We start from the raw sequence: 12,308 nt of genomic DNA, 5'->3' as shown, positions 1-12,308 counted from the left end.
ATGAGCGCATCTCACCACTGAGGGTGGATGGCTCCGCGCAGGCGGCGATCGTAGACCTCGTGCACGGCCGCATCGAAAGCGGCGTACGCCACTGGATCGTCCAAGGCCGACGCTGCGGCGGCATTCGCCGTGGCCTGTGCCGGAGTGCGCGCTCCGGGGATCACCGCGGTCACACCGGGCTGCGCCACGATCCACGCGAGTGTGGCCGCCGGGAGGCTCACGCCGTCCGGAAGCGCCGCGGACAGCTCCGTCGCGGCCGCCACGCCGGTCTCGAAATCGACCCCCGAGAACGTCTCTCCCTTATCGAACGCCTGGCCCTCGCGGTTGTAGGAGCGGTGATCGGCGTCGGAGAAGGTCGTGGCGGTGGTGTAACGGCCCGACAGCAGACCGCTCGCCAGCGGCACGCGGGCGAGGACCGCCACGCCCGCGTCGGCCGCGGCGGGCAGGAACTCGTCCAGCGGCTTCAGGCGGAACGGGTTGATGATCATCTGCACGTTCGCCAGCCCGGGTCGACCGAGGACACGCAGGCCTTGGGCGACCGTCTCGACCGATGCCCCGTATGCCGCGATGGCTCCGGCATCGACGAGACCGTCGAGGGCATCGAAGGTGCGCTCGTCGTCGAGAACGGCCGTCGGCGGGCAGTGCAGCTGAACGAGGTCGAGTGTCTCGACGCCGAGGTTGCGGCGAGAGCGGTCCGTCCACACCTGGAAGTTGTCCGCCGTGTAGTTCTCGGCGCGCTGCTCCTGCCGACGCCCCATCTTCGTCGCGACCGTGATGCCGTGACCGGGGTGCGTCGCGAGGAAGCGGCCGATGATCTGCTCCGAGCGCCCGTCCCCGTAGACGTCTGCGGTGTCGAAGAGGGTGACGCCGGCGTCGACGGATGCCGCGAGCACCGCCGCCGCGTCTTCGTCGGAGACATCGCCCCAATCGGCGCCCAGCTGCCACGTGCCCAGACCGATCACGGACACGTCGCGGCCGGTGCGGCCGAGTGCGCGATGCGGGAGGGAGGAGCGTGCGGGAGCCATGCGTCGAGCCTATCTGCGAGGACGCCCCCGCCGAGGCGGCGTCAGACGAGCCCGCCGATCATCGCATCGCGGCGCAGCTGCTCGTGCGTCGCGTGGAGTCCGCCTCGAGAGCGTCCCAGCCGCGCGCGAGGGGTCGGTGCGGGAGCGACGTTCCGCACTCTGCACAGAAGGTGGGCATCTCCATCCCCAAAAGCAAGAGCCCCGGTGATCCGCCGTGATGCGGATTTCCGGGGCTATCTGTCTTGCTGGGGTACCTGGACTCGAACCAAGAACAACTGAGAGCCGCCTGGCCCGTCCGAACGAAGCCCCGAATCGGTGGAGTTCCCCGTAATTTCAGGGATCTCATGGGGTTAAGTGTACCTCCGGCTACCGACAGCTACGCAGTGATTCGGGCTGATTCGTGCCACTCGGGAGGGTTTTTGGTCACCAATCTGGTCACCGGATCGGCTGCGGCCAGGTCCGACAGAAACCGTCACAGACCTGTCCTACCTGTAGCGGATTCTGTCTGCACGGATGGTGTGGCGGGTGCCGTGTTCCAGTTCCGTTCGGCGGGGCTCCAGACGGCTTTGGCGTTGAGCCCGTCGAGCACCGGGTCGACGAAGTCAGCAGCCGCAGCGACGGTGTCGGAGAACCTAGCCGGCAGACTCGCGCCCGCCTCACCGAGCCCCTTCCGGTAGGCGACATAGGTCGAGTTGCGCAGCACTGCGAGCCCCTCGGTGGCCTGCACCAACGGAATCAACGTGGTCCCGCGGAAAGTTGCGGTCGCCGTGAGCGCGTCACGCAGTTCCCCGCACTGGAGAGCCTGTGTGCCGGTCAAGAGGTGGATGTCCGCGAAGTCACGCACGCGCGTGTTCGCTCGTCCCAGTTCGATCGCGGTGACGAGTTTCTCCGCGAGTACCGTCTCGATCGGGTAGCCCAGGATGCGGATCGGCGGAGCGTCCCGCCGCAGCGACGGCAGCACGACTGTTCGCGGGGCCGGAGTGACAGGGTCGCCGAAGTTGATGTCAAGACGCAGCTTGACCTGCGCTGTTGCGAGCCGTGCCGTCATCGTCACCCGCACGCCGGAGTACAAGGCATCGTCGCGGATCACTGCGGTGGTCACGGTCTCAGGCAGGAACTCCACGCCGTCGTCTGGATCTTCGATCGCGGCGATCTCAGCGACGCGGCGAGCGACGGTCTCTTCGTCGGAGGCCATGTTGCGCGCGAGGGCGTCGGCGTCGACCGTGGGACGGCGGGTGCCGAAGGAAGCCAGCAGCATCCCGCCTTTCAGGATCAAGTCCTCGGCATACGGTGAGCGCGACATCCGCGACAGCCACCGCTCGACGATGTACATCGTGAGCAGTTCCTGCGTGCCGCGCTTCTGGCGGCGGGCCTGGTTCTGCAGATCGAGGTATGCGCGCCCTGCGGCGCTCTCTCGCGTGGGCCTACTCATCGGGCGCTCGCGACATCGAGCGCAGCGCGCATCGGCCCAAACGTCCCCAGCGCCTCCGCGTAGTCCAACAGCAGTGCCGGTTTCGAGTGCGGTGCGGCCAGGTATCGGTAAAGCGCGGCGTGCGCGATCGGCTCGCCAAGGCGCTTCCGGAACCGCATGAGATCCACCACCGTCCTCGCAGCGTCGTAGATGCGTACCGACTCTCCCGGCCCCGCCTCGAACGACGTCAGCCCGAGTTCGAAAACGGCTTCGTCGAAGCGGAACACCATCACCGGAGGGTAGGTGATTATCGGCGTATGCGACCGCTTGGGAACCGCGATCTGCACTAACGAGGGCATCTCGTCCGTCAGGTCATGGATCGCTGCCGCCGAGACGCAGCACACGATCGCGCGAGGAGCGCGGTGCGCCACGGCAATCATGTCGGGGTACGACGCCGGGGGCGCGTCTGCTCGACGGAAGACCCCGCGCGAGAGTTCGATGATCCGCCCGCCATCTCGCCAGGCATACAAGTCTCGCGGATGCACACCGTGCGCCCGCGAGGTCTCCGTCGTGAACGTCGACGGGAGCGACTCGTCCAACTCCTTCATGGATATAATCCTTGCACAGACGACTTTTCTATGTGTGGTTTTTATCCACATTTGTCGGGCGGAACCCGATGCCGCATGTCCTCCAAAGATCGCCGGACTGTTGCCGCCGGAATGTCCTCGTATCGGGCGAGACACTCGTCGACCACGTCGAGTTGGTGGAGCTACGGAGCCAGCCGGACCAGCTCGTAGAGCGACCCGTGCTTGCTCCTCATGGTGGCCTCGACGGATGCAGCAAGGGCGGTATCGCGGATGAGGACGCCAAACTCGACGTTGCGGTTCTCGGCGGAGAAACTGAAGTTGGCGCTGGTGATGAGCAATACCTCGTGGTCGACGACGACGAACTTGGCGTGACTCACCACCTGCTTACCGCTCGGCAGGATCGCCGAGCGGTAGACCGTGACTCGTGAGAGCTGCGCCTTGACCGTCGCGGCATCGCCGACCCCGGCATCGACGTACACCGTCACAACGACGTCAGGCTGGTCAGAGGCTGCCTTCAACGCGGTCCACATCTGCGAAGTGTCCTGGAAGTTGTAGGTGGCCGCCGTGACCGACTGCCGTGCGGCTCCAACGATGCGGTGGAACTCGCCAGTGAGGTGACCGATGCTCGCTTCGTGGCCGGGCATCGTCCACACAGGCGTCAGCTCCCGCAGCGCACTCTTCGCCCCGGCGACGGCGCGCAGCACGCTGACGGCGCGCTCCCGGTCACCCGGCCCGAGCCCCGACGCGACGAGCAACTCCTTGACCTGTTCTCGACGGTTACTCGCGATCTCGCGCACTGCAACGCTGACAGGCGTGCCGGTCTCGAACTGCATGGCGAGCCGTTCCGCCTCAGTCGCGGTGAGGAAGCTGCCGAGTTCTGCGAGCGGGTCAGAGGCCATGGATGCTGCCGAAGAACCCTGGCACGGTCGGGCCATTCGCCGTCGGGAGGTCGAGGAGGAACCGACGGTCAAGGAACCGGTTGGCCTTCTCGCACGAGGTCTCCGAAGCGAAGGAGCAGGTGTGGCAGGCCGCGCCGTGGAGGAAGTCCTCGGGGTCGGACGGCGTGCGTTGAGCGCAAACCGGGTCGGACGAGCATCGTGCGGCCCGGCGCAACGCGGAAAGCACGATGTTCCGGAACTTCGTCGGTTCTGAGAGAGCGACGAGGCCGCCGAGCGTGCCTTCACTGTCAGACGCTGTCGTGCAGATGAGCAGTCCCGCCGCAGCCTCGCGCCCAGGCTCGTCACCCCAGGCGTAGATGCGCTCGGTGAGGCTGGCCGCACCGTAGCCAGAGTACATCGCCATCTCTCGGATGAGGATGTGCGACAGCGTGTGGACAAGCCAGTAGCGCGGCCCAGGCATCCGGGTATCGGGGTTGACCGCTGCGGCGGTCTCGGAGAAACGCCGGGCGAAGTTGCGGCGGTGTGCTTTGACGTGAGCGTCCCACAACGGGGCAGTCTCTATGTGTTGCTCCCACTGCGCGACGGTGTCAAGGTCGAGTTGCAGGAAGATTCCCTCGCCTCGGTCCTCGGTGGCAGGTACCCAGGCGGGCTTGCCGTTCCGGGTGAGGTCGACGAGCCGCGAGGCCACGTCGTTCACGCGGTCCATCTCATCGAGGCGCGTGAAGCCGAGGACAGCGTTCACCTTCTTCATCCTGTCCACACCGACGACACGTGTGATGCGCGGATGCAGGTCAGCACCGCGCTGCTTCTCCGTGACCATGAGCCCGGTGTCGTTCTGCTGCTCGGGGAACAGAATCGGCTTCTGGAGATAGCGCCACTCGGGGATGAGTAGCTCGATCGGGTCCCAGCTGGCGCGGCGCTCCTCGCGGGCCTCTTCCGACTCCGGAGGCGCGAGCACGTCGGCGACGGCAGTAGCGACATCGGCGTCCGAGAGGCTGGCCACGTCGATGTTGCGTGCCCCGGCGAGCGCGCGGATGACCGGGATCTGGTCAGCGAACTGCTGGATCTGCTCGATGCCGAGTTCGACGCGGAGTTGGTCGGCGAGCGCTTCCTTCTGCTCGACCTCTGAGCGCGGCATGACAATGATGCTCTGAGTCGAGGGGAACCACAGGTTCGAGGCACCCATCATGATCAACGCAGGCTGGGCCTTGCAGCCGGGGAAGAACGCGCCGAGGTGAGGGTGGCGGCCACGGCAGGTCTGGGGAAGCTTCTCCCGTCCCTTCGCGCCCTGAGCCTCGGCCATGCCGCGCGTCGCGTTGCAGGACTGGCAGATGATCGTGGAGCCGACACTCTTGCCGACGTTGGCGTCGCGCATCTTCAGGTCAGGGTTCTCTGCGACGGGGCACTTCTTGCCCTTGTGCACCCACAGCGCGTACGGGAACTCGTCAAGGTGCCCGTTGGTGCAGGTCAGCAGGTGCTGCGCGGGGACAGCCGGGCTGCCCTCGCGCCGTCCGCGCCCGCCACGGCCTGGGCACGGCTTGTGGGTAAACTGGGCGAGGTCGGGCCGGAACGGATGCGTGTTCGTGTAGGTGAACCGGGTGATCGGGCCGAGGTAGTCGCAGCCGGTGCAGCGAAACCACTGCGGGAACACGCGCGCGGGCAGGCCGAGATCGGAGCCCTCGGTGGACATCGAGCCCTTCTTCGGCTGCCACGGGAATGGACGCAGTGCTTCGACCTGCGGGCCGAGGTGCAGCCGGACGACGTTAAGCAGGCGCGGTTCAAGAATCGTCGGGACGATCTCGCGGCGCTTCCAGATCGGCTCCCAGTCATCCAACCCGGCGGGCATCACTGAGAAGCTCGGCAGATCCATGATCGCGCCCGGGCCGTAGGTATACAGCAGCGACGATGGCCGCGCCGAGCCGACCTTGGCCCGGTTCTTCACCAAGCCTTCGTCGGCGTCGCCGAGCGGGTCGAGGGCGTCATTGTTGTCGGCCAGTGCCGCGATGGTGGTTTCAGCCATCAGTCATCCTCCCCGACGGGCATCGCCCATTCGTCAACACCCGCGGGGGTTCTGGCGAAGAGCCGGTCTGGTATCGGCGAGACCAGGAGGTTGATCTCGGGCTGCACCTCACGCATCGAGTTGGCGATCACGAACGGTGCCTCGGTCGTGCTGCCGACGTTAGCGCGGTGGTTCTCAGGGCTGATGATCAGCGGCAGGTACTTGTCGCCCTCGCCTGTGCGCTCGTAGACGAGAGTCTGGTGCCGCTCGCTGGCGTACCCGGCTCGGCTCATCCAGCGATCAACCCGGTTGGTGAGCAGGTCGCTCGCCTTCTTGGTTAGGTCGTCATCCTGCGACGCGGCGAGGATGCGGGCCCTGAGCCGGTCGATGATCGCAACGACAGCGGGGTGGTGTGAAGCGATCTTCCCCGCTTCGCGCTCGGGCGAAAGGCCGTCAGCGAGCATCGCCTGGGCGACGCGCGCCGCGCTGACGAGTAGCCCGTCGATACCGCGCTCTAGGGAGGTAGGCGAGAACGGGGTGACCGACAGCGCCTCGACCTGCTTGTAGAAGGTGTCGTGGTAGTGCCGGAATTGCTCGAAGTGGGCGAGGTCACGCGGGCGAGCCCAGTTCCCGAGTGATACGACCAGGCCGGGGCGGGACGCGTCTCGTCCGACGCGTGAGGATGCTTGGATGTACTCCGCCGTATTCTTCGGCTGGCCGACCACGAGCATGAGGCCGAGTCGCTGCACATCGACGCCGACCTGGAGCATCGATGTCGCAAGCACCACATCGAACGGTGCATCGGCATCACGCTTGGGAGCCGCTTTGTCCTCGCGCCTCAGCGCGATGCGGGCTTGGAACGCAGCCGTCGTGTCGTAGTCGGGGTCGAACTCGAGCCCGAGCTTGTCGAGGGTCTTGCCGATATCGGCACCTGAGATGCGCGAGGTTAGCTCGGCGACGTTGAGGCTTCCGAACGCGGTGCCGTAGCGGCGTGGGAAGCCTGAGTCGCGCCGCGGGTTACCGACCCGGGTGCTCACATCATCGTCCAAGTAGCGGCGCATGCCGGCCAGCTCGCGGGTGGCGTTGAAGTACCCGACAAGGACCATATAAGGGTCAGCTTCGATGCCCGTGCGATCGAACAGTAGCTGGCCCGCGAGCAGCAGCACCTCGGCGAGGCGAATCTCGGCGCTCGACAGGCGCACGCCTGGCGCGCTCACGCCGATGTAGCGACGCCCAGGGTTCTGCTCGGATACGTCAACCTCGCGGGAGAAAAAAGTGTCGGCAACATCGAGAACCTGCGGCGGAAAGATTTCAACCTTGCGGCCGTAGAGCTGACGCACCTGCTCAACGGCGTTCCGCACGGTCGCGGTCGAAGCGACAATGAGCGGCTTCACCGGCTTGCCTTCGGGGCTCCCCCAGGAGCACAGCGTCTCGACCGCAACCTCGAAGAGACCGACCGCGGTGCCAAGCGCCCCGGTGATGAGGTGCAACTCATCCTGGATGATTAGGTCCGGCGGGCGTAGACGGCCGACTGATATCACGGTGGCCGCTGCGTGCCCGTTGTTCGCAGGGTGCGATTGCACGGTGCAGCCGGTGTAGTCGGGATGCACGTATCCGTGCCGCCCGCAGCGCTTGCTGACGTAGCCGAACAACGACGCTGCCTCGCCCTCGCGTGCGAGCCTCGCGAACTTGTCGACAGTGGCGATGACGAACGCTGGGGTAAGCCGGTAGATCTCCTCATCGACCGTCAGCACCGGGAGACCTTCCGACACACCGCCACCCTTCGAGAAGGGACAGCGGCCGAGCTCGTCACCGCAGTGTACAAACACGCGGCGGCTGGTGGCGTCGCCCCTGACGTTCGCAGGGGCGATCTCGGTGCCGCACCAGGGACAGCGTTGAATCTGGAGCACGGTGAGCCGGTGTGAGGCTCCATCGTTGACCTTCTTGAGCTGCTCGTCGGCCTCTTCGAACCGCTTCGGACTGACATCGGTACCGACCCACAGGCCAATGCGGAACGGCTCCGTTCCCCACGTCAGCTCGTCCTCACGGCGCGCGAGTTCGGCCGAGCAAATAAGAGAGGTCGCACGCTGGAACTGCTGTGCAGTAAGCAGCCTCAAGGTGTAACGCATGAGCACGGAGACGCCATCGCCGCCGTTCAGTGGGCCGTCGCTTGACTGTACGACCGCCTGACGACGACGGATCGCGAATGTGTAGGCCGCGAGGCCGAGATACGCCTCGGTCTTGCCACCACCGGTCGGGAAGAACAACAGCTCGACCTCGGCCTGATGCTCCGCGCTACGAAGCGGCGCGGTCGGATCGGTGAGCGCACCAAGCTGCATGAGGATGAACGCAAGCTGGAACGGACGCCACGAGGCAACCGGCTTCCCGTCGGTCTCGTCCGCTTCCAGGTTCGCCCATGCGTCCTTGATCGACAGCGCGGAGTCAGACTTTCGGGCCTCGGCGACCTGTGAGGCGAGGCGCTGGTCACGCATCACCCGGTTCATGAACTGGAAGCACTGGAGTGCGGTCTGATCCGAAGCGACGAACTCCAGCCCCTCGACGAGTCGTGTGTGCGCCGCTCGCGCCTCCCACAGAACATCGTCCGCCGTCGACCGGAGGTGCGCGGGCAGTTCCGCCGCGATGCCCTTCTGCCTGTCGAGCCAAGCGCCATACCCGGAGACCAACGGCGCGAGCCCGACGCGCAAGTCATTGGGAGTGGCGGATGCTAGCGCTTTCATAGACAGTGTCGAGCCCTTGACCTCCCCGGCTCGGGTCTGTGGCGTCTCGGCCTGTGGCAGCCAGGTCGTCGACACCGAGGTCGCCCGGCGCGCGCCCTTGCGCACAACCCAGTCGGCCGAGCAGGTCCGACCGATCGCGAACTCCAGCCGGTCCTTGTACTGGAGGTCGAGTCGCCGCACCTCGTCGTCGTGCTCGGGCCAGTTCTGCTCCAGTACGTCACGAACGGGAAGGAACACATCGTCCCCGCTCGCGTCGACCATCAGCTTCGTCTGGAACATCCACATACTTGATGGGATCGGTAACGGCGTCTCGCGGTCATTGCAGAGCGCGATCTCCACGAGAACACGACCGTACTTGGCATCGTCGTACCGGTCGATCCGCAAGCAGATCGCATCGCGAAGCACGACCGTCTCGGTACGCCCCGGAATCAACGACCTAAGCGAGATCGTCCGCCTCTCTTCAACCGGCGTGCGCTGGTACTTGCGCACCGGGCGGCCAGCCTTCGTCACCTCGTCGGTCTCGACCGTCTCGTACGTACCCCACGACGCCGTGACCTCAAACGACGGCAGGACACTCGGCACCTGAAAGCGCAAACCCATCGACGCAGGGATCATCAAGCCCTGTTTAGGCGCACGGTCCTCGACATCATCCTCTTCGGCGTCAGCCTCGCTCTCATCGGCGGCGACCGTCGGAACCCCCCGGCCCTCGGTAACGCCGTCCTCGTCGAGACGCACCTCCGCGAGGTCGTCGGCATCGTCCTGGTCCAGAACCGAGGAGCCGATATCCGTGAGCTTCACCGGCGCGACCAGACCGACTAGGTACATCTGCTTCGGGCTGAACGGCAGCAGCTCTTCCTCGCCATGGATCGGCCCGAGCAGCTCCCGCTCCAGGATGTCAACGAGGTTCTCGCGCACACCGAACGAGCTGCCGTTCGTAGGGAAGTTGAGCACGTATTCCGAGCCTGCTGGGGTTTGCGCGTTCGTGCTCTCTGCCATGGAACCAGTCTGCCGCAGACTACTGATATCGATTGGCGCGGATCGCGGGACCGTCAGTGTTAGGACGACCATGCCAGCAACACGCGATCCTCATCGAAGTAGCGTCCGACGACTCCACGGCGGATGAAGAGAGTGCCGAGCTGGGATAGAAAAACTGCCCGCCGGGCCTTGTCATCGTGGCCGGCGCGCGCCCAGGCCTCCGCGACATCAAGGTCGCCTACCAGTTCTTCGGAACGCTCGGAGAGGAGCCGGTCAATCAGGTAGGCGTCGAGCGCTGTCCGGCCAATGGTCTGGCGACACTTCGGGCAGTACAGGACAGGCCGCTTCTGGTTTGTGCCTCGACAGAGGAATACGGTGCATTCATCGCAGCGCGCGACGCGTGAGAGAAAGGGACTTGTAGATTGGCGCTCGGATCCCTTCCGTGCCTGGGGCACGGTGCGGGCGTCAAGGAGTCGTTGCAGTGTCTCAAACTCCTCGTAGGAGATGACGGCGAGCGCCTCGTTGACGGTCGGGTAGCCGTGCTCGTCCTGGAGTACGGCGAACGGATCGACCCGCTTTGCGCTCTTGGCGCGGCCTGGGTTGTGCGGCGTCATCCCGGCGAGCACTGGGTTGCGCAGCAGGCCGTCGATCGTCTGACGGTTCCACGACGTACTCCCCGATATGCGCTCGACGCGACGCACGGGTAGCGGTGCGCCGCTATCGGTGAGCCACGTGGCAATTGCGTTGACGGTCTCGCCCCGAAGCGCCCTAGCAACGGCCTCCGAGAGCCAACCGATGCGCTCGATGTCCTTCGTCAGCACTCGGCCTGGACCGTCGGGGTTCGGGCCCGACTGATACCCATACGGGATGCCGCCGCCGGGCCACCGTCCGTCCTTGAGGATCTGCGCGCGCGCAGCTCGAACTCGGGCGCGGATGGCCTCGGCCTCCATCTCGCCAAAAACGGCGAGCATGACAGCAAACGCGCGCCCCTGGGGACTGGTCATGTCGATCGGGTCTTCGACGGCGACGAGACCCGCGCCCCGTTTCTGGAGCGTCTCGTCGGCGTGGAGGAAGTCGAGCACCCTGCGCGCGAGCCGATCCACTTTCCAGATGATCACCGCGTCAAAGTCGCGAGTTGCGAGCAGCGACTTCCATCCGAGGCGCTCCTCGGGGCGGTTGGCCGTCGCCGAGACACCGTCGTCAACGAACTCACCCACGACCTCCCAACCGCGGGCCTCAGCGTAGCGACGGCATGACTGAAGCTGCCGCGCAATCGAGACGGATTCCTCCTTAGTGACACTGAGGCGGGCGTAAAGGACACTTCGACGTACTGACTCGCCCCGGCGTGTCCGGAGAGCGTTTTACTGGTGTCAGCCGGCTTTTCCGACCGGTTCGTTGCGAGCGTAGTCGAGCTGCTCGACCTCAAGGGGTGTGAGGTCGTCGATGGAGCCGTGGGTGCGCTCCGTGTTGAACCACAGCACCCAGGACGCGGTTGCCGCCTCGACCTGGTCGATGTCGCGCCAGGGCCCGTCGTGGTGGATGAGCTCGGACTTGTAGAGCCCGATCTGCGATTCCGCGAGGGAGTTGTCGTAGGCGTCGCCGACGGACCCGACCGAGGGGTCGATGCCTTCGTCGACGAGCCGGTCCGTGAAGGCAATCGAGGTGTAGACGCTGCCGGCGTCGGTGTGGTGCGTGAGCCCGGCGAACCCGGTGACGCCTTCGCGGCGGCGGGTGAACAGAGCCATGTCGAGGCAGTCGAGCACGAGCGGAGTTGTCATCGAGGTCGCCGCTCTCCACCCGATGATGCGGCGGGAGTGCGCGTCGAACACGAACGCGACGTAGACCCATCCGGACCACGTCCAGACGTAGGTGAAGTCGGCGACCCAGAGCTGGTTCGTGCGGAACCGGGCGAAGTGCCGGTCGACGAGGTCGGCGGGCCTGGTCTCCCGCAGATCCGCATCCACGGGACGCTTCCGTTTTCCGCGGACGACACCGGCGATCCCGAGCTCGCGCATGAGGCGTTGGACCGTGCAGCGGGCGATGTCGTGCCCGTCGCGACGCAACCGCAGCCAGAGCTTCCGGGCCCCGAGCACCTTCCGGTGCGTCTGCCACGTGGTCAGGATGATCGGCTTCCACCTCTCGTCCGACACGATCCGCGGTGACGGACCGCGATCTCTCGCGTCGTAGTAGGTCGATGGGGCGATCTTCACGCCGTGCTGGGTGAGCACGGCGCAGATCGACTCGACACCCCATCGGAGCCCTCCGTCGGCGCGGTCCTTGTGCGCGTCGATGAAGCCGACTATCGCTTGTGTGGCCGGTCGAGTTCGGCCGCGAAGAAAGCCGAGGCCGCCTTCAAGATCTCGTTCGCCCGCCGCAGTTCCGCGTTCTCCCGCTTTAGTCGCTTGATCTCCACCGCGGCGTCGGTCGTGACTCCGGGCCGGTCGCCCGCGTCGACCTGCTGCCTGCGGATCCAGGTGCGGATCGTTTCTGGCGACCCGACGCCGAGCATCTGCGCGACAGCGGTCATCGCGGCGTACTCGCTCGGATAGTCGGATCGCACCTCGGCGACCATACGGACAGCGCGCTCACGAAGCTCGCGCGGGTACTTACTGGGACGTCCCATGAGACAGATCCTTCCAAGGAATCCTGTCTCCGGACACGCCGGGGCGAGTCA

8 protein-coding genes and 1 pseudogene are annotated in these 12,308 nt (G+C 65.9%); all 9 read right to left on the bottom strand.

What is annotated here, in order from left to right; all coding sequences use genetic code 11:
• Window positions 1-11: 11 nt before the first annotated feature.
• The gene (locus HMPREF1529_RS11940; RefSeq protein ID WP_005050149.1) at window positions 12-1,025 is read right to left on the bottom strand and encodes an aldo/keto reductase; all 1,014 of its coding nucleotides are present in this window, start codon (window positions 1,023-1,025) and stop codon (window positions 12-14) included.
• Window positions 1,026-1,497: 472 nt separating this feature from the next.
• Entirely contained in the window at window positions 1,498-2,457 is a 960-nt protein-coding gene (locus HMPREF1529_RS11935; protein ID WP_016465018.1) for a nucleotidyl transferase AbiEii/AbiGii toxin family protein, read from the bottom strand.
• Window positions 2,454-2,876 (bottom strand): type IV toxin-antitoxin system AbiEi family antitoxin domain-containing protein, encoded by a 423-nt coding sequence (locus HMPREF1529_RS11930; protein WP_232212123.1) that lies wholly within the window; start codon window positions 2,874-2,876, stop codon window positions 2,454-2,456. The genes HMPREF1529_RS11935 and HMPREF1529_RS11930 overlap by 4 nt, the downstream gene beginning before the upstream one ends.
• Window positions 2,877-3,205: 329 nt before the next feature.
• Window positions 3,206-3,922 (bottom strand): DISARM system phospholipase D-like protein DrmC, encoded by a 717-nt coding sequence (gene drmC / locus HMPREF1529_RS11925; RefSeq protein WP_016465016.1) that lies wholly within the window; start codon window positions 3,920-3,922, stop codon window positions 3,206-3,208.
• Window positions 3,912-5,942, bottom strand: coding sequence for a DUF1998 domain-containing protein (gene drmB, locus HMPREF1529_RS11920; protein ID WP_016465015.1), 2,031 nt, complete (start codon window positions 5,940-5,942; stop codon window positions 3,912-3,914). Before drmB ends, drmC begins: the two co-directional genes overlap by 11 nt.
• A complete protein-coding gene (gene drmA / locus HMPREF1529_RS11915) occupies window positions 5,942-9,655 on the bottom strand; it encodes a DISARM system helicase DrmA (protein WP_084675257.1) in 3,714 nt (1,237 codons plus the stop codon). The genes drmB and drmA overlap by 1 nt, the downstream gene beginning before the upstream one ends.
• 59 nt (window positions 9,656-9,714) lie before the next feature.
• Window positions 9,715-10,455: a recombinase family protein gene (locus HMPREF1529_RS16435; RefSeq protein ID WP_269634131.1), complete on the bottom strand. Its 741-nt coding sequence runs from the start codon at window positions 10,453-10,455 to the stop codon at window positions 9,715-9,717.
• 72 nt (window positions 10,456-10,527) lie between these two features.
• Window positions 10,528-10,941 (bottom strand): annotated as a pseudogene (locus tag HMPREF1529_RS16430) (recombinase family protein); the annotation flags it as partial.
• Between the two features lie 63 nt (window positions 10,942-11,004).
• A protein-coding gene (locus tag HMPREF1529_RS11905; protein WP_157533856.1) for an IS3 family transposase occupies window positions 11,005-12,257 on the bottom strand; the annotation gives its coding sequence in 2 pieces (ribosomal slippage) (window positions 11,005-11,975 and window positions 11,975-12,257; 1,254 coding nt in all).
• Window positions 12,258-12,308 lie beyond the last annotated feature (51 nt).

The sequence above is a fragment of the Microbacterium sp. oral taxon 186 str. F0373 genome, from assembly GCF_000411455.1.
Classification (GTDB): Bacteria; Actinomycetota; Actinomycetes; order Actinomycetales; family Microbacteriaceae; genus Microbacterium.
The sequence above is the reverse complement of the archived record's forward strand: the minus strand, read 5'-3'. Positions and strand labels throughout refer to the sequence as shown.

What these genes read in the sequence shown, in the direction of transcription:
- drmB (WP_016465015.1), bottom strand. Translation starts at nt 5,942, where the DNA reads ATGGCTGAAACCACCATCGCGGCACTGGCCGACAACAATGACGCCCTC.
- drmC (WP_016465016.1), bottom strand. Translation starts at nt 3,922, where the DNA reads ATGGCCTCTGACCCGCTCGCAGAACTCGGCAGCTTCCTCACCGCGACT.
- HMPREF1529_RS11935 (WP_016465018.1), bottom strand. Translation starts at nt 2,457, where the DNA reads ATGAGTAGGCCCACGCGAGAGAGCGCCGCAGGGCGCGCATACCTCGAT.
- HMPREF1529_RS11930 (WP_232212123.1), bottom strand. Translation starts at nt 2,876, where the DNA reads ATGATTGCCGTGGCGCACCGCGCTCCTCGCGCGATCGTGTGCTGCGTC.
- drmA (WP_084675257.1), bottom strand. Translation starts at nt 9,655, where the DNA reads ATGGCAGAGAGCACGAACGCGCAAACCCCAGCAGGCTCGGAATACGTG.
- HMPREF1529_RS11940 (WP_005050149.1), bottom strand. Translation starts at nt 1,025, where the DNA reads ATGGCTCCCGCACGCTCCTCCCTCCCGCATCGCGCACTCGGCCGCACC.